Origin of the sequence: uncultured Campylobacter sp. (genome assembly GCF_938039245.1) — a bacterium.
Lineage (GTDB): Bacteria > Campylobacterota > Campylobacteria > Campylobacterales > Campylobacteraceae > Campylobacter_A.
Map to the genome: position 1 here is coordinate 13,417 of NZ_CALHVN010000065.1, position 16,830 is coordinate 30,246.

Annotated in this window: 15 protein-coding genes; 14 read left to right on the forward strand and 1 reads right to left on the reverse strand. The window is 47.3% G+C overall.

Going from position 1 to position 16,830, the window contains the following annotated elements; all coding sequences use genetic code 11:
- Nucleotides 1–98: 98 nt before the first annotated feature.
- The 11 genes from Q0218_RS11290 (at nucleotide 99) to Q0218_RS11340 (ending at nucleotide 10,742) form a co-directional block, all read left to right on the forward strand.
- The gene (locus Q0218_RS11290; protein WP_297969657.1) at nucleotides 99–845 is read left to right on the forward strand and encodes a 4Fe-4S dicluster domain-containing protein; all 747 of its coding nucleotides are present in this window, start codon (nucleotides 99–101) and stop codon (nucleotides 843–845) included.
- Entirely contained in the window at nucleotides 839–2,806 is a 1,968-nt protein-coding gene (locus tag Q0218_RS11295) for a proton-conducting transporter membrane subunit (protein ID WP_297969659.1), read from the forward strand. Before Q0218_RS11290 ends, Q0218_RS11295 begins: the two co-directional genes overlap by 7 nt.
- Nucleotides 2,807–2,817: 11 nt before the next feature.
- Complete coding sequence (locus tag Q0218_RS11300) at nucleotides 2,818–3,747, forward strand: NADH-quinone oxidoreductase subunit H (protein WP_295145304.1); 930 nt, start codon at nucleotides 2,818–2,820, stop codon at nucleotides 3,745–3,747.
- Nucleotide 3,748: 1 nt separating this feature from the next.
- Entirely contained in the window at nucleotides 3,749–4,393 is a 645-nt protein-coding gene (gene hyfE, locus Q0218_RS11305; RefSeq protein ID WP_297969660.1) for a hydrogenase 4 membrane subunit, read from the forward strand.
- A 2-nt stretch (nucleotides 4,394–4,395) separates the two neighbouring features.
- Nucleotides 4,396–5,877 carry a hydrogenase 4 subunit F gene (locus Q0218_RS11310; protein ID WP_295145300.1) on the forward strand — a complete coding sequence of 494 codons (1,482 nt, stop codon included), beginning with the start codon at nucleotides 4,396–4,398 and terminating at the stop codon, nucleotides 5,875–5,877.
- Nucleotides 5,874–7,610 carry an NADH-quinone oxidoreductase subunit C gene (locus Q0218_RS11315; protein ID WP_297969662.1) on the forward strand — a complete coding sequence of 579 codons (1,737 nt, stop codon included), beginning with the start codon at nucleotides 5,874–5,876 and terminating at the stop codon, nucleotides 7,608–7,610. Before Q0218_RS11310 ends, Q0218_RS11315 begins: the two co-directional genes overlap by 4 nt.
- Nucleotides 7,607–8,146 (forward strand): formate hydrogenlyase complex iron-sulfur subunit, encoded by a 540-nt coding sequence (locus Q0218_RS11320; RefSeq protein WP_295145296.1) that lies wholly within the window; start codon nucleotides 7,607–7,609, stop codon nucleotides 8,144–8,146. Before Q0218_RS11315 ends, Q0218_RS11320 begins: the two co-directional genes overlap by 4 nt.
- A complete protein-coding gene (locus Q0218_RS11325) occupies nucleotides 8,143–8,973 on the forward strand; it encodes an NADH-quinone oxidoreductase subunit B family protein (protein ID WP_297969664.1) in 831 nt (276 codons plus the stop codon). The genes Q0218_RS11320 and Q0218_RS11325 overlap by 4 nt, the downstream gene beginning before the upstream one ends.
- Complete coding sequence (locus Q0218_RS11330) at nucleotides 8,970–9,314, forward strand: formate hydrogenlyase maturation HycH family protein (protein WP_297969666.1); 345 nt, start codon at nucleotides 8,970–8,972, stop codon at nucleotides 9,312–9,314. Before Q0218_RS11325 ends, Q0218_RS11330 begins: the two co-directional genes overlap by 4 nt.
- A 111-nt stretch (nucleotides 9,315–9,425) precedes the next feature.
- Nucleotides 9,426–9,869 carry a hydrogenase 3 maturation endopeptidase HyCI gene (locus tag Q0218_RS11335; RefSeq protein ID WP_297969668.1) on the forward strand — a complete coding sequence of 148 codons (444 nt, stop codon included), beginning with the start codon at nucleotides 9,426–9,428 and terminating at the stop codon, nucleotides 9,867–9,869.
- 9 nt (nucleotides 9,870–9,878) lie between these two features.
- Entirely contained in the window at nucleotides 9,879–10,742 is an 864-nt protein-coding gene (locus tag Q0218_RS11340; RefSeq protein WP_297969670.1) for a formate/nitrite transporter family protein, read from the forward strand.
- An 850-nt stretch (nucleotides 10,743–11,592) separates the two neighbouring features.
- Here the strand turns inward: Q0218_RS11340 and Q0218_RS11345 are convergent.
- On the reverse strand, nucleotides 11,593–12,204 hold the full coding sequence (locus Q0218_RS11345; RefSeq protein ID WP_297969672.1) for a BON domain-containing protein: 612 nt from the start codon (nucleotides 12,202–12,204) through the stop codon (nucleotides 11,593–11,595).
- Between the two features lie 272 nt (nucleotides 12,205–12,476).
- Here Q0218_RS11345 and Q0218_RS11350 point away from each other — a divergent pair, with 272 nt between their 5' ends.
- Genes Q0218_RS11350 through Q0218_RS11360 form a run of 3 tightly spaced genes read left to right on the forward strand, consistent with a single transcriptional unit; the run spans nucleotide 12,477 to nucleotide 16,829 of the window.
- Complete coding sequence (locus Q0218_RS11350) at nucleotides 12,477–14,726, forward strand: PAS domain S-box protein (protein WP_297969674.1); 2,250 nt, start codon at nucleotides 12,477–12,479, stop codon at nucleotides 14,724–14,726.
- Nucleotides 14,713–15,582, forward strand: a complete 870-nt coding sequence (locus tag Q0218_RS11355) for an ATP phosphoribosyltransferase regulatory subunit (RefSeq protein WP_297969676.1) — start codon at nucleotides 14,713–14,715, stop codon at nucleotides 15,580–15,582. Before Q0218_RS11350 ends, Q0218_RS11355 begins: the two co-directional genes overlap by 14 nt.
- Nucleotides 15,579–16,829 (forward strand): adenylosuccinate synthase, encoded by a 1,251-nt coding sequence (locus tag Q0218_RS11360; RefSeq protein WP_297969678.1) that lies wholly within the window; start codon nucleotides 15,579–15,581, stop codon nucleotides 16,827–16,829. The genes Q0218_RS11355 and Q0218_RS11360 overlap by 4 nt, the downstream gene beginning before the upstream one ends.
- The last annotated feature ends 1 nt before the right edge of the window (nucleotide 16,830 follow it).

Sequence of the window (16,830 nt, forward strand, 5' to 3'; positions counted from 1 at the left end):
CGTCAGATAGATGACGGAAATAAATTTTTAAAAGTAATAAAATTGCTTCAAGATTTAAGAGTAATCAAGAATCAAAAAACAAGTAGAAGGGAGAATTTATGAAACGACATAAATTTGTGATCGCCGATTACAAACGTTGTATCGGTTGCGCTACTTGCATGGCGGCATGTTTCCGTAGCGCCTACGAGCGCGGCAAGCTCTCAAAGGCTAGGCTAACTGTATTGCGCCAGGCAAAGGGCGTCATGCCGACGCAGTGTCGCCAGTGCGATGACGGTCCTTGCGCGAACGTGTGCCCTACCGGGGCGCTAAGGTTTGACGACAACTACATCGAGCTTCACGAAGAGATTTGTATAGGCTGTAAACTCTGCACTATCGCTTGCCCTTACGGCGCGATAAGCTCGAGCGCCGAGCTCATGCCGTCGGTTAATTACGCGGTAGAGCCCAAATACTACCTCGAGATCGAGAGCCAGGCCGGCGCGAAAAACACCGCGATAAAGTGCGATATGTGCTTTGGACGCGAAAACGGCCCTGCGTGCGTCGAGGTTTGTCCGACCAGCGCTATCATCATGGTCGATCCTTTGCACAGCCATCACAAGCTCGGCAACAAGATCGAGCAAGAGGCGGCTCAGGCTTTCGTCGATAAAATTTTACGCGGAAGCGGAAATTTAAAAGAGCCTCACGTTTTAGCCGATATCGGCGCTCAGGACGTGGACGGCGAGGGCGATGTCATCGTCATCAAGGAGCTTGACAAAACTCCTAGCGAGCAGGCAAGAGAGCAAGCGGCGTCAAATTCGCGCGCTATGAACGACGAAAATAGCGGCGCAAAAGGGGGTGCGAGATGGTAGGCGTGTATCTGCTTTTCTTAGTTAGCGCCGCCGTTAGCATCCTGCTCTACGGCGCTCAAAAATCAGCCGTAAAAATCGGCTTTGGACTAAGCGCGATCAGCTGTTTTTACGCGCTTTGCTACTTTGTGGCGCATATGGGGACGATACAGGGCTTCGCTCTTGGCGGCGATTTTTTATACGCGCCAAAATTCGAGCTAACTCCGCTTGGAAATTTCTTTAGCTTCGTAGTCGTCTTTATCGGCTTTGCCAGCAGCGTCTACGGTATGAGCTACGCGGAGGAATACATAAAAAAAGCAAGCGTAGGCGTTTTTGCCTGTTTGTTTAACCTTTTCATCCTTTCGATGCTTCTAGTTATCAGTGCAAATAACGTATTTTGCTTCATCGTTTTGTGGGAGCTTATGACGCTTATCTCGTCTTTCCTCATCCTCGTAAACGACGGCAAAGGCACGCTAAAAGCGGTGATGGTGTATCTTGGTATCGCTCAAGTCGGCGCGTTTTGCATCACTTGCGGGCTGCTAATAATGGCTCACTACGCCGGCAGCACCGAATTTAGCAAATTTGCCCACCTAAATATGCCGACTGCGGCTAGCGTCGTGGTGTTTATACTATTTTTGGTCGGTTTTGGCAGCAAGGCGGGTATGTGGCCGTTTCACGTATGGCTACCGATGGCTCACCCGGCCGCTCCTTCAAACGTCTCTGCTTTAATGAGCGGCGTTATGATCAAGGTCGCGCTATTTACTCTAGTTAAATTTACGCTTTTCTTGCCTTTAAGCATTTACTTTGGCTTGACGGTTTTGATTTTGGGTGCCGCTAGCTCGCTGTTTGGCGTTCTTTACGCTCTTTGCCAGCACGACTACAAAGCGCTTCTTGCCTATCACTCTGTCGAAAACATCGGCATCATCTTGCTCGGTCTTGGCACAGGTTTGTACGGTCTAGCTGCGGGAAATATGACGCTTGCTGCGATCGGATTTTTAGCCGGATGCTATCACGTGGTTAACCACGCGATCTTTAAAGGACTATTGTTCCTTTGCGCGGGTTCGGTTTTGCACGCTACGCACACTCGCGATATGGACGTGCTAGGCGGCCTAGCTAAAAAGATGCCTTGGACGTCTGTTGGTATGTTTATCGGTATCATGGGTATCGCGGCGCTTCCTCCCGTTAACGGCTTCGTATCCGAGTGGTTTACCTATCAAGGTATGCTTCAAGGCGCGCTAGAGCAGGGCATCTTTACTAGATACGCCTTTACGCTTTCAGTCGTCGCTCTAGCGCTTACGGGCGTGTTAGTCGGCATGCACCTTAAGCTTTATGCCGTAATCTTTGCGGGAACTCCAAGAGATCAGAAAATTTGGGAAAACGCCAAAGAAAGCCCGATATTTATGGTGCTTGGCATGATAGTGCTAATGATCGGCTGTATAGGCTTTGGTATCGGAGCTAACGTAGTCGTCGGTTACATCCAAACGGCCGTAAATTCCATAGGCGGCGCAGGCGGTTACGTAGCTAGCCACGGTATAAATTTGACATCAAATTTAGGCAGCGTGGTTTCAACTCCGCTTATAGCCATCATCTTGTGTTCTACTATGGTTTTGCCTTTTGCGATTTTAGCCGTGATGAAAGCAAACCGCGAGAAACCTCGCGAGACCGATCCTTGGGCTTGCGGATTTAAGTATAGCTCTCGTATGCAAATGACGGGCGGTCCTTTCACGGGCGATCTAAGACGCATAATGAACTGGCTGTTTAAAGGCGAGAGAAAAGTCGTGACTAAAGGCTATTTTAACCCGGTCGAGTATCACAACCATCCAAAAGATATCTGGTGGGGGCTATTTTACGAGCCGGTGATTAAATTTACCGAAAAGGTCGCTGAAAAAATAGGCATAATGCAAAGCGGCTACACCAACGTTTACGCGCTATATATCCTCATATATCTTTGCGCGATACTAGCGGTTAGCTACTTTTTGATATAGGGGGGCGTGAGATGGAAATTTTACAGACTATACTTTTGATGATATTTCAAGTAGTCGTCATCGTCTTGGTTGCGCCCTTGTTTGACGGTATGGCTAGGAAACTAAGAGCCAAACTGCAATCAAAACAAGGTAGCGATTTTTTCCAGACGTATCGCGACATCATAAAGCTTTTTAGACGCGGTAGAACCGTGCCTGCATGCTCTCACTGGGTATTTAGGCAGGCTCCGTTTTTCTTGTTTGCTACTTCGGCGGCGATACTAGCGGCTATTCCTATTACTTATAGTAAAAGCACGATTTTTGGAGCATATTCCGACATATTCGTGATTCTTTACCTAGGCGCGCTACTTCGCTTTGTTTTTGGCGCTGCTTCTATGGATAGCGGCAACCCGTTTGCGGCAACGGGCGGCGGTAGAGAGCAGATGCTAGCCGTCTACGTAGAGCCGGTGATGATAATGTGCCTAATCGTCGTTATGCTTGCGGCCGGAACGTCAAATTTAGTAGAAATCCAATCAATGGTAAAAAGCGGCCAGATCGGATATCAGATCCCAAGCTTTGCGGTTGCTTCGATAGCGTTTTTGTGGTGCATATACGTTGAAACTGGCAGAAAGCCTTTTGACCTGGCAGAAGCCGAGCAAGAGTTGCAAGAAGGCTTGCTAGGCGAATACGCGGGCTCTGATTTAGGCCTAGTTCAAGCTTCGCTTATCTTAAAACAATTTGCGATGATCGGACTTTTCCTTTCGATTTTCGAGCCGTGGAATTTTAGCAATCCGTTTTTAGCGGTGATAATCTTCGTCTTAAAAACGGGAGTGTTTTACGTAGCGGCCGTGTTTATAGATAACTTCGGACCTAGATTCCAGATGACTTCGAGCTTACGTAAAAACGCTCTAGCTGCTCTAGCTATATCTTTTGCGGCTTTGACGCTTTACGTCGTGGGGGTGTGAGATGAATATTTTAGATACTTTGGCTATCTGTATGATGGTAACGTCTTTGGCGGTTTTCGGGCTAAGAAGCCTAAAGCTATCCGTCATCGTTTACGGAGTTCAGACGCTACTATTAGTCGGGATATTTTTTGCGTTGTCGTCTAAATTTAATGCCGAGCAACTATCTACGTGGGCGGTCGTGGCGTTTTTTACGAAGGTTTTATTCGTGCCTGCGATCTTGCTTTGGCTTATTAAAAATCTTGGCGTCGTACACGAAGACGAGCCTGTAGGCGGCTTTTTCGTGAGCCCCGTTATAGCGATGGGTTTTAGCTTGGCTTTGGCGATGAGTATTAATCCGATATTTTTGGAGTTTTCGCTTATTAAAGAAAAGATAATGCTACTAGCCGCGGTTTGCGTGTTTATGATGGGGGTTTTCGGCTTTATGCTTAGAAACTCGTTTATCAAGCAAATTTTAGCTTATTGCCTTTTTGAAAACGGCATACATCTAAGCCTAGCGCTCATGGCTTACAACTCAAACGAGCTCGTCGAGCTTGGAATTTTAACCGACGCGATTTTTGCGGTTATCATTATGAGCGTTTTAGCGATTAGATTTTATAAAGCATACGGCAGCCTTGATACGTCTAAGGCTACGAATTTAAGGGGATAGAGATGGATAGTTTAACTTTGATATTAATTTTACCGCTTCTTGGAGCGATACTGCTATTTTTCTCTCCGAAAAATTACGCTTTTTTGAGTTTGCTTCACGTAGCAGTTAGCGCAGTTACGTCTTTAGCCTTGCTATTTAACGTAAGCAAAGTTTTAACGGGCGGTACGTTTTACGCGCACGATAAATTTTTGTTTTTAGACAGCCTTGGCTGCGTATTTTTGATACTTATCGCGGTTACGGGCCTACTAGTAAATTTATACGCGACCCACTATATGAGATGGGAGCTTGAAGAGGGACATATAAATTTAAGCGCGCTTAAGAAATACTACGCGCTTAGCCACGTGTTTATCTTTACGATGAGCTTAAGCGTCATCTGTAACAACGTCGCGTTTATGTGGGCTGCGATCGAGGCTACTACGCTTTCATCGGTGTTTCTAGTCGCGATCCTAAAAGATCAAAAATCGACCGAGAGCGGCTATAAATACATAGTCCTTTGCTCTATCGGCCTAGCGTTCGCGCTTTATGCGACCGTGCTTCTTTACTCTGCGACTTTTGCAGAGATAAAAGACGGCGAGGCTGCGATGCTATGGACGGGCATAATGGCAAACGCTAAAAATTTAAGCCCCGACGTCGCTAAGCTAATCTTCGTCTTTGCGCTTATCGGATTTGGCACGAAAGCCGGCCTTGCTCCTACGCACACCTGGCTTCCCGACGTTCACGCCCAAGGCCCGGCGCCGATTTCGGCTCTGCTTTCTGGCGTTTTGCTAAAGTGCGCGATGTTAGCTTTATTTAGATACTACGCTATCGCGGCTCAAGCTACGGGTATGGAGTTCGTCCAAAGCGTGATGATAGTTTCCGGTCTTATTACGCTATTTGTGGGCGGAATTTTCTTAATCAGGCAACACGACGTAAAAAGGATGTTTGCCTACCACTCTATCGTGCATATGGGCGTTATAGCCTTTGCTCTTGGCGTGGGCGGACCTTTCGGGCTATTTGCGGCGATTTTCCACTGCCTAGCTCACAGCTTTACCAAGGCTCTCGCGTTTTGCTCAACGGGCAATATCGCTAGAATTTACGGACACAAAGATATGAGCAAAATGGGCGGTATGATAAAGATAGCTCCCGTAACTACGATGATGTTTGGCGCAGCGGTTTGCTCGCTGGTAGGCGTGCCCGCGTTTGCGATATTCGTTAGCGAATTTAATGTTTTCGTCGGTGCCGTAAATAGCGGCCAATACTTTAGCGTCGCTTTATTTGCGATAGCTCTTGCGATCATCTTTATCGCGGACTTCTCGCACTTTAACTTAGCAAGCTTTGGCGAACCTAAAGCCGCGGTCGTTCACAATAAAGAGATGAGTATATTAGAAAATTTACCGCTTATCCTGCTTTGCGCTTTGATTATAATCTTTGGCGTTTGGCACGTGGATAACTTTTATACGCTGGTTGAAAACGGCGTGAAGATAATAACTGGAGAACTATTATGAGAGGCGATAAATTCGTTGAAATTTTAAAAACAAAGGTAAAGGTTTTAGAAGTAACCCGCCAAGCCGACGATCAAATCACCGTCCTGGTGGACAGAAACGACCTTCCGCTTGCGGTCAAGACCCTTTACTACGATATCGGCGGTTTCATCTCCACGATGATACCTAGCGACGAGAGGACTATAAACGGCTGTTTTGCGCTTTACTACGCTTTGTCTATGGAGGGCGGCAAGATGACGGAAGAGGACGACTTCGCCGCCGAGGATAAGTGCTTTATCACCGTTAAAACACTAATTCCCGGCGTCGATCCAACTTTTCCGTCCGTTACGCCGCTAGTGCCTGCTTGCGTTTGGTACGAAAGAGAAGCCTACGATATGTTCGGCCTAGTAGCCGAGGGCTTGCCCGATAAGCGTAGATTGGTGCTAAGCGACGATTGGCCGGACGGCCTTTATCCGCTTAGAAAAGACGCGATGGACTACCGCTACCGCCCAGATCCCGTCGCTCACCAAGATGAGCCCGACACCGAGTTTTTATTTCCAAAAGGCGATAGCGTCATCGACGTGCCGCTTGGGCCTTTGCACGTAACTAGCGACGAGCCGGGACACTTTAGGTTATTTTGCGACGGCGACGAGATCATAGACGCGGACTACCGCCTCTTTTATCAGCACCGCGGTATGGAAAAGCTAGCCGAAAACAGAATGAACTACGATCAGATGGGCTATCTTGCGGAGCGCGTCTGCGGAATTTGCGGCTACGCCCACGCGATTGCATGTATAGAAGCGGCCGAAAAAGCTATAAAGCTAGAAATCCCGCTAAGAGCGCAGGCTATCCGCGTGATTTGTCTTGAGATCGAGCGCCTTCACAGCCATCTTTTAAATATCGGTCTAGCTTGCGAGGTAACGGGCAACTATAACGCTTTTATGCATATCTTTAGAGTGCGCGAGTACTCTATGGAGTTAGCCCAGCTAGTAACGGGCGGCCGTAAAACCTACGGCAACGTCATCATGGGCGGACTTCGCCGCGATATGACCGATAACGAGATAAAAAAGGGCATCGAGATGATAAATAAGCTCGACGTTCAAATTTCTGAAATTTGGGACGCGGTTATGGACGATAAGCGCCAAATCGCGCGCTGGAAAGGCGTAGGCGTGCTAGATAAGCAAGTAGCAAGAGACTTTAGCCCCGTGGGGCCTAATATGCGAGGCTCTGGTCTAAAGCGCGACAACCGCTACGACCACCCTTACGATTTCTTTAAAAATATCGAATTTAAAGTCTACGTAGAGCACGGCGGAGACGTATTTAGCCGCGAAGTCGTGAGATATAACGAGCTAAAAGAGTCCATACATATCATCAGGCAGTGTTTGGAGCTAATGCCTCAAACGCCGATATCAATCGATCCAAAAACGATGATAAAGCCTGAAAATTTCGCCCTCGGACACGTAGAAGCTCCTCGCGGCGAAAACGTCCACTGGATCATGCAAGGCAGCGCGCAAAAGGTTTTCCGCTGGAGATGCCGCGCGGCTACTTATAACAACTGGCCTAGCCTTCGCTATCAGTTCCGCGGAAACAACATTTCCGACGCGGCGCTCATCGTTTGCTCGCTAGATCCGTGCTACTCCTGCACCGACCGCGTTACCGTAGTGGACGTAAATACCAAAAAGAGCAAAATTTTAACCGAAAAAGACCTTAAGAAATTTTGCCAAACGGGCAAAATTAGCAAAAAGGATTTAAGATGATGAAGTTATTTGACGTAACCGAAAAATATGGAAAGGCGACCTACGCCTATCCGTTTGAGCCTTATAAGGTACCCGAAAATTTCCGCGGGCAGCCGTTTTACACCTACGAGCTTTGTATAGGTTGCGCGGCGTGCGGCGTAGCGTGCCCTAGCAACGCCATAGAGCTAAAGATGAACGAAAAGCAAGACAAGCTTGTTTGGCAGTTTGACTGCGGACGATGTATATTTTGCGGACGCTGCGACGAGGTTTGTCCAACCGGCGGCGTGCGCCTAAGCCAGGGTTTCGAGCTAGCGGTTAAATTTGACAAAAGCGCACTAATACAGCGCGGCGAGCTAGAGATGCAAAAGTGCAAATGCTGCGGCAAGCCGTATACGCCGGTTCGCCTCATCAACTATACTTTTTCAAAGCTTAGCACGGCAAATTTGCTCCCGGGCAGACTAGAAGAGGCTAAAGACTATCTATATATCTGCCCGGAGTGCAAAAAAGCCCAAGCCGTAGAGCGCATAACTAAAGACGTAGAGGAGGGGATAAAATGAGCCTTTATCAAGTTCCCGAAAATATAAAAACGGCAAACGACCTAACCGCAAAGTTAGAACATCTAAAAAATATCAAACGAAGCTTTAGCGTCTACCGCATCGACTGCGGCAGCTGCAACGGCTGCGAGATAGAAATTTTCGCCGCTATCACGCCGATGTGGGATCCGGAGCGCTTCGGATTTAAGCTAGTAGCAAACCCGCGCCATGCGGACATTTTGCTCTGCACCGGCCCGGTTACGCGCCAGATGTATTATCCGCTGCTTCGCGCTTACGAGGCCGCGCCCGATCCAAAGATCGTGGTGGCCTTTGGTGCATGCGGCAGCACGGGCGGTATCTTTTACGACGCTTATAGCGTTTGGGGCGGCATAGATAAGATTATCCCCGTAGACGTCTATATCCCGGGCTGTCCTCCGCATCCGGCTAGCGTCATATACGGCCTTGGTATGGCTCTTGGCATCATAGATCAAAAGCTGCAAAAAAGAAGCTTCGAGCAAGACGACTGCAAAGCCCCCGCCGTAAAAGAGTCTATCATAGGCGATATACTTTTCGAGCGCGATTTGGAAGCCGAGGCAAAGAGGCTAATGAGTTATATCTTCGGCAGGACGCTGTTTGCTAAATATATGGACGCGGCCAAAACTTCTCCTGATATCCACGACGTAGCGGCTACTAAAAAAGTAATGCTAGAGGCTATCCATAAAGAAGAAGACCCTAGATACGCCGAGTGTATGGGGCTGCTTTACAACGACGTCTATCTAAAATACGCCAAAGCAAAACGCGATACACAAAACGCCATCGACGTTAAAAAAGAAATTTGGGATAAACGATGATAAGAGTCTATAAACTCGCCCGCCGTCACATGGACGAAAACGAAAAGATGCCAAAAGAGCTAAAAGATATCAAGCTATTTTCCGTCTGCGTCGGACACGGCGTGGGGACGGTGGACTTTAGCGAAAAAACGCTCGAAATACCCGACGAGGAGTTTGAGCGTATCGTAGCTAGCGGCGGCGAATACGTCAAATTTAAGCTGGGAAATTTAAGCAAGTATTTTGAAGTGGAGATATTTAGGGAGCATGCGGCAAAGCTCATCCCCGAGCTTTGCGAATGCGAGCTAAAAAAAGAGCTTGAAAATCTGTGCGAGGGATATCTGGTGCTTAGGAAGGATTTTTGAGATGGATTTAAATGTTGCGCAGAAAATTTTAGCCGAGATAGGACATGTAGTCCATCGCAGGCTAAAATTTTCAAGCTCATTTAAAGGCGCTCAAAAAAGAAAGGAAAAGAGATGAAAAAGGCTTTACTTTGCATCGGCAATCCCATGCGCGGCGACGACGACGTAGGCAACGAAACGGGGCGAATCGTCGAGGCAAATTTGAAAGATTGGCGGGTATTTTACGGACAGGACGTGCCTGAAAACGAGTTTGGCGCGCTTCGCGAATTTGCGCCTGGTATCATCGTCGTGGTAGACGCGATGAGTGGGTTTAAAGACGGCGCGATCGAGTTTTTTGATCTAAGCAACGAGCGCGACTATATCTACTCGACGCACAACTTGCCTACGCCCGTACTTTTAAGCTACCTGCGCAAAATTTGCCCCAAAACGCTGTTTTTAGGCATTAGCGTTTTGCTTGAAAACGTGCTTGATTTTAAAGAGGGCTTAAGCGAAAATGCGAAAAAAAGCGCGCAAAAAGCCTTTGAACGTATCTTGGAAATAGATAAAAATTTAAATTAGGAGGAGAATATGTTAAATCCTGCAGAAACCGCGCAAGCGGTGTCGAATTCGATGGAGCACAAGGCGCATACTCCGTTAGTGAGCATTATTTTTCTAGCTATCATGGCGGGCGCGGCGATTGCTATGGGCGATATTTTCTGGGCGCACTCGACCGTGGGCATGGCTGAAAAGCAGTCTATAGGACTGGCAAATTTCATCGGCGGCATCACCTTTAGTTGCGGACTTATGATGGTCGTTTTTTACGGCGGACATCTATTTACTAGCTCGGTTTTAAGCGGCGTTAGCGCGTATGAAGGCAAACTAAATTTAGGAAAGACCTTTAGCTACTGGGCGATCGTTTGGGTTTTTAACTTCGTAGGCGGCGCGCTAATTGCGTATATGTACTACTACTCTGGCTTACCGCTAAAATACGACGGCTATATCTTGCAACACTTTATACCCTCAGGCATAGGCAAGGTCACCGCGCCGTTTCACGAGCTATTTATCCGCGGAATCTTTTGTAACGTGTTTGTTTGCATGTCTATTTGGACTGCGACTAGCGAGAGCAACTTAGCGGGCAAATTTTTTGCCATTATGTGGATGATCGGCGCGTTTGTCGCATGCTCTATGGAGCACTGCGTGGCAAATATGTTTATCATAACAGAAGCCATCATCGCTAAAGCTCACTACATCGCGGCAAACGGCGGAGATATAGCCGCTGCGGCTACGGCTCTAGGACACGGCATCACGGCTGAAAAGTTAGAAGTGCTAAACTGGGGAAATTTCATCGGTAAAAACCTAATTCCCGTTACGCTAGGCAATATCTGCGGCGGGCTTTTCTTTGTGGGACTAGTTGGATTTATGGCGAATAAATTCGACATGAAAAAGAAGTAATTCCCCATAAATGAACGGATTTTTAACTTCGCGCGAGGCGCTCGTTACGAGACTTCGCTACGAGGAAGCTTTAAAATTTTAAACCCGTTTCGGTTACGGACGACCAGTCCGCGCCCTCACGGGTTAAAATTTTAAAGTTAAACTACGCCTATTGCGTCTGGAATACCTATCTCGCATCTTACTAAATTTACAAATTTAACTACATCAAATTTAAAAACAGAATTTAGCGCCTTAAAGATACGGGTTTAGGCGCGTAAAATTTAAATTTAGTCCGTATAGCTTTGCAGCTTTTCGTAATCCGCTATAAAATTTCATGCGGGGTTATGCGCCTGATGATGTCGTCTCTGATTAGTTCGTTAAACGTGGTGCTTGCGACTCTGCGTTTTTTCGGCCGCTCATCAACCGCGCCGCAGCGTTTTTGCCCGGCTTATTCGTTTGCCTCTGGCCTAGTTTAGCTAGGCAAATTCGGCTAAATTTTACTAAACGTACGCGCGAGTCGGTTGCTTATTTTGGCTGTTTAAAACTTAAATTTAAACGTCAAATTTTACGCTTACGGCGCGCGAGTTAAAACCTTTAAATTTAAAAGCAAATTTAGTCTAGCTTGGTTTGATAACTAAATGGCGATCTAAATTTAGCTGCCGCAGCCAAAAACCGCGGTTAAAACGGGCGAATTAGCGCGCAAAATTTGCCGGGTGTCAAGAGTGTGCAGTATTTGCTAGAGCCTTACTGCGTATCTACCGCTTACAACGCTTTTTGCGGCTTTGCCGGCTTGCTAAGCCTTAGCGTGTACCTGCCCGCAAACTTCGCCTGCGCTAGCCGGTGCGAAATTTAGCGCCTTAAAGCGACGAATTTAATCCTTAAAAATCTTTAAAAATGAGTAAACGTCGCGCACGCCGTTAATGTGCTTGGCGTACCATATCGCGTGTTTTTCCTGCTCGATGTCGGTTATGATGCCCGTAAATACGACGTTACATTGCACCACGCTCACTCTCACGCTCGTACCGCTTATTATGCTGTCTTTAAAAAGATTATTTTTTAAATTTAGCATTATTGCGAGGTTGCCTTCGCATTCGCCGCCGTCTTTGGGGAAGCGTATATACGTGTAGATTTTATTTACGCCGCTTGTATTTTTGGCTAATTCCACGAGCTTTTCTTTGTGCTCGGCATCCGGTACGACGCCGATGAGGTAGACGTCGCCGTAAAAGCTCTCCACGTCCACGTTTAGGTTGCTAAGGCCGCTCGTGCCCAAAATTTTAGTCTGAATTTTAGTTTTTACGATTTTATCTTTGGCTATGGAGTAGATGCCCCGCTCGTCTTGGCTTACTTGATAGGCGTCGTATACGTTTATGCCAGTTAGCGGCGTCACGGTGGTGAAGTACTCTAAGCATCCGCCCAAAAAAATAGCGGTAGCCAAAAACGCGAGAGCGCGTAAAATTTGCCGTAAAAAGAGCCGAAAATCCATCGCGAGCCTATAAAATTTTGCCTAAATACTATAAAAATCAAACTAAAATTTATATAAATTTGGCTATAATCGCGTTCATCATCTAAAAATGCGGAGGATAAGGCGATCTGGTGGCGTCCGCGGACTTCAAATCCGATGGCGGGGCGGTTGACCGCTTCGCGGGGAGTTCGATTCTCTCATCCTCTCGCCGAACTTCTACGTTTATTATCTTAAAACAAGCAAAATTCAGCTACAATAAGCCGTTTATGTAAAATTAATTTAAGGTTTTTCTTTTGGCTAAGTCTAATCTCGATAAAAACGCCCTTTCTTACGCCGTTTTAAGCAAGATATATATGGTAAATTTTATCGTTATCGCCGCTTTGATTTGCGTGGCCGGCTTTGGCGTAAATTTGAAATTTGAAGACGTAAAAGGCGAAATTTACGCCCAGAATGCTTATTTTAGCAACTTTTTGTCCGAGCGTTTCGCGGCTGCCGATTCGGAGCTAAGGCTGATAGAAAAATACCTTGCCGCAAACGCCGCCGACGTTAAGACGGTATTTGAATTTTCTTTAAATAATAGCCCGGAATACGTCGCGTTTTTTATAGCCGATAAAAACGGCGAGATAAAATTTACGACCGATGAGAAACTAGGCGCGAAATATAAAGGTTTTTTCGCATCTAAGCCTTGGGCCGACGCGGAAGCTGGCGAGACGCTTCGCTCTAAATTCGCCCTTGATAAAAGCGACTCCGCATCGAGATTTACCGCGATAAAGATGAGTGGCGGAGAGATTTTAGCAGTACTGATAAATTATTCTTTCATTTATGATGAATTAACCAACAACCGCGGCTTTGGCGGCGCGAAATCCTTCGTCGTCTCAGACGACGGCGAGATACTTTTTCACGGTGATACTGAGCTGGTTTTGGAGCGTAAAAAGATATTTGACGTATATGGCGCGCCTGCTGATTACCTGGACGGAGGGATAAAATTTGCGCTAAATTCGCCGCAAAAAGACGTTTATCTCGCGGCAAAAGTGCCTAACGAAGGCGTTGCGGCCGTGTCTTATTATCCGTTAAGCAAGCTCGTGCGCGAAAATTTAATTTTTCTGCTAGTTTGCGGCGTGTTTTTGGGCGCGGGTTCGCTCTTTACGCTATTTTACGCTAAATTTATGAAACAAAACGTCGTAAAGCCCATCTACGTTATCAAAAATTTAACGCGAAAAGCAAGGCGCGGCGAGGAGATAAACGGGTATTTAAAATTCGGCGAGATAGACGATTTTGAGCAAATAGCAAGCGACGTAAAGAGCCTTTTTGACGAGCGCGAGGCGAGCAAAACGGCTCTTGAGAGATACTCGAGTAAATTTGGATTTTTGTTTGAAAAAGGGCCTTTTATCTTGCTTTTAATCGACGCAAAAAGCGGCGAGATACTGGAGGCTAGCGCGAAGGCTTGCGAATTTTACGGACTTAGCGCGGAGGAGATAAAGGGCAAAAATTTAACCCTGCTAAACGCGCCGGATTTAGCTCAAATCAAAATTTTGCAAGAGGACGGCGCGCAGATTTACGAAACGAGCCGTATCGCGGCGGACGGCCAAACTAGACAAATACGCATCCGCAAACAAAACTACGAGCTTAGCTGTGGCGAAAAGATCGGCTTTTGCGTGATAGAAGATATCACGCAAAGCGATGCTTTAAAGAAAAACGCGGCGAAGGAAGATTTGATGAGCGAGCATTCGCCGGCATTTAGCGTCGCGTGGAAAGGCGGGCTAGTAGGCGCGGTATCGGGCGTCTCGCATAGCGTCAAACGCGTTTTGGGCTATAAACCCGCAGAGATGCTTGCTGCGGATTTTGACTTTAAAAACATTATTCATCCGGATGATTTGGATAAATTTTTAAACGAATTTAATATCAAATTTAGACTCTACGGCGCAAATTTGCGTAAAAAGGAGTTTGAGAGCTTGCAGCCTTGCAGGCTGATGAGGAAAAATTTAGAGAGCGTAAAATGCGATATTTTCGTTAAATTTATCTCTCAAGACGGCAAAAATATCGACGAGGCGATCGGATATTTTATCGAATGCGATTTGTCGCGAAATCTAATCTCGCTACAAGGCGCGGCGTCTAGTTTATCAAGCGGACAAGGCTTGCGCGGCGAGGCGATTTTGCGCCTTTTGGCAAACTCTAGCGAGGGCGTTGCTACGGTCTTGCTAGACGGGACTTTTGCCGGCGTAAACGACGCTTTTTGCAAAGTATCCGGATACGAGAAGAGCGAGGCCGTCGGCAAGCCGTCGAATTTATTAAAATCCGGCGTACACGACGCTAAATTTTATGAAAATATGTGGCAAAGTCTGCTAAAAAACGGCTTTTATAGCGGCGAAGTTTATAACAAGCGCAAAAACGGCGAAATTTATTTAGAGCAGCTTAGTATCGTTACGATTTTTGAGAGCGGCAAGCCCGCGTATTTCGTCGCGGCGTTTCACGAGCTGCCGTGGAGAGAGCCTGGAGCGACCGAAACGAATCAAAAGCAAAGGAGCAAGAGTGAGCGAATTTGACGCAAACGTTTACGAGCACGAGATACCAAGCGGCACGAGGCTGTATTTCGGGCAAAGCGCGAAACTAAAAAGAAAGATCGAGCGCGCGGCGAGCGAAATTTTGGAAAAAAACGGATTTCACGAGATCGTGACGCCTTTTTTCTCGTATCATCAGCATCTAAGCGTGCAGCCAACGGCTCTGGTGCGCTTTAGCGATCACGAAAATCACCAAATCAGCCTGCGCGCCGATAGCACCGTGGACGTCGTGCGAATCGTACTTAGACGTCTAAAAGACACCGAGCCTAAACGCTGGTTTTACATCCAGCCCGTTTTTAAGTACCCCAGCGCCGAAATTTATCAAATCGGCGCCGAGCTAATCGGCGAGAGCGATCTGGCTACTAGCGTCAAGATCGCAAAGGAGCTTTTTGAGTCGTTTGATCTAGCACCCGTGCTGCAAATCAGCCACATCGCGATCCCGCAGATCGTGTGCAGGCTGCTAAATTTGCCTATTTCGATATTTGAGCACGGCGAGATCGAAAAAATCCTAAATCAAAACGAGGAGTGGCTAAAAAGGCTAGCCTTCGTAAATACGGTGGGTGACATTGACGAGATTTTGCCGATAGTACCGAACGAGATAAAAACCGCGCTGCTTGAGATAAAAGAGCTAGCCCAAGCGGTAAAATATGAAAATTTAAGAATTGTTCCGTTATATTATTCAAAGATGAGGTATTACGATAAGCTGTTTTTTAGATTTTTAGGCGGCAACGCCGTGCTAAGCGGCGGTGGCAACTACGAGATAGAGGGCATCAAAAGCAGTGGATTTGGCGTATATACCGACGCGTTAATCGAAAATTTAGATCAAAAGGAGAGAGTATGAGCAAGGCTGACGTGATAGTGGGCGTGCAGTGGGGAGACGAAGGCAAGGGCAAGATCGTAGATCTGCTAAGCGGCGGCTACGATATGGTGTGCAGGTGTCAAGGCGGGCACAACGCGGGCCACACGATCGTCGTAGAGGGCAAGAAAATCGCGCTGCATCAGGTTCCCTCAGGCATACTTCATAAAAATATAATCAACATCATCGGCAACGGCGTCGTGCTCTGCCCGGCCGAGATAATCGAAGAGCTAAAGCAGTTTGGAGACGTCTCGGGGCGGCTATTTATCAGCGACAAGGCGCATTTAAATTTGCCCTATCACGCGCAAATAGACCAAGCCAAAGAAAAGGCCAAAGGCGCACACGCTATCGGCACGACGGGCAAGGGCATAGGGCCTGCGTATAGCGACAAAATCAGCCGTAGCGGGCACCGCGTAGGGGAGCTAAAAAATCCCGAAAAGCTTTGCGACGCGATTTTGGCCGATTTTGCGGCAAATAAAGCGTTCTTAGACGTTTTAGGCGTAAAAGCGCCCGCGCGCGAGGAGCTTTTGGGCGAGCTAAAGAGCTACGAGGCTGCGCTGGGTAAATTTATCGTAGATACCACGCACATGGTGTGGGAAGCTATAGACGCGGATAAGAAAATCTTACTCGAAGGAGCGCAAGGCACGCTGCTAGACATCGATCACGGCACGTATCCTTTCGTAACTAGCTCAAACACCGTAACAGCAGGTAGCTGCAGCGGTATCGGACTAAGCCCTAAAAACGTCGGCGAGGTAATCGGCATCATCAAAGCCTATACGACTAGAGTCGGCAACGGCGCCTTCCCGACCGAGGACATGGGCGAAGACGGCGAAAAGATACGCGATATCGGCCGCGAATACGGCGCTACGACTGGCAGACCGCGCCGCACTGGTTGGTTTGACGCGGTCGGCGTGAGATATGCCGCTAGGCTTGACGGCGTGGATAAATTTGCGTTGATGAAACTTGACGTTTTAGACGGCTTTAAAAAGGTAAAAATCTGCAAAGCCTACGAGAAAAACGGCAAGATAATCGAGTATTTCCCAAGCGACCTAGAGGGCGTAAAACCGGTCTACGAGGAGCTTGAGGGCTGGGATAAAGTAGCTGGAGCGCGTAAATTTGACGATCTACCCGCAAATGCAAAGGCCTTTATCAAACGCATCGAGGAGATCACGGGCGTAAAGGTCGGCATCGTATCTACTAGCCCGGAGCGCGAAGACACGATAGTTCGATAAA

Excerpts from the sequence above, each read along its gene's own strand:
- Q0218_RS11290 (WP_297969657.1), top strand. The coding sequence starts at position 99 with ATGAAACGACATAAATTTGTGATCGCCGATTACAAACGTTGTATCGGT.
- Q0218_RS11295 (WP_297969659.1), top strand. The coding sequence starts at position 839 with ATGGTAGGCGTGTATCTGCTTTTCTTAGTTAGCGCCGCCGTTAGCATC.
- Q0218_RS11300 (WP_295145304.1), top strand. The coding sequence starts at position 2,818 with ATGGAAATTTTACAGACTATACTTTTGATGATATTTCAAGTAGTCGTC.
- hyfE (WP_297969660.1), top strand. The coding sequence starts at position 3,749 with ATGAATATTTTAGATACTTTGGCTATCTGTATGATGGTAACGTCTTTG.
- Q0218_RS11310 (WP_295145300.1), top strand. The coding sequence starts at position 4,396 with ATGGATAGTTTAACTTTGATATTAATTTTACCGCTTCTTGGAGCGATA.
- Q0218_RS11315 (WP_297969662.1), top strand. The coding sequence starts at position 5,874 with ATGAGAGGCGATAAATTCGTTGAAATTTTAAAAACAAAGGTAAAGGTT.
- Q0218_RS11320 (WP_295145296.1), top strand. The coding sequence starts at position 7,607 with ATGATGAAGTTATTTGACGTAACCGAAAAATATGGAAAGGCGACCTAC.
- Q0218_RS11325 (WP_297969664.1), top strand. The coding sequence starts at position 8,143 with ATGAGCCTTTATCAAGTTCCCGAAAATATAAAAACGGCAAACGACCTA.
- Q0218_RS11330 (WP_297969666.1), top strand. The coding sequence starts at position 8,970 with ATGATAAGAGTCTATAAACTCGCCCGCCGTCACATGGACGAAAACGAA.
- Q0218_RS11335 (WP_297969668.1), top strand. The coding sequence starts at position 9,426 with ATGAAAAAGGCTTTACTTTGCATCGGCAATCCCATGCGCGGCGACGAC.
- Q0218_RS11340 (WP_297969670.1), top strand. The coding sequence starts at position 9,879 with ATGTTAAATCCTGCAGAAACCGCGCAAGCGGTGTCGAATTCGATGGAG.
- Q0218_RS11345 (WP_297969672.1), bottom strand. The coding sequence starts at position 12,204 with ATGGATTTTCGGCTCTTTTTACGGCAAATTTTACGCGCTCTCGCGTTT.
- Q0218_RS11360 (WP_297969678.1), top strand. The coding sequence starts at position 15,579 with ATGAGCAAGGCTGACGTGATAGTGGGCGTGCAGTGGGGAGACGAAGGC.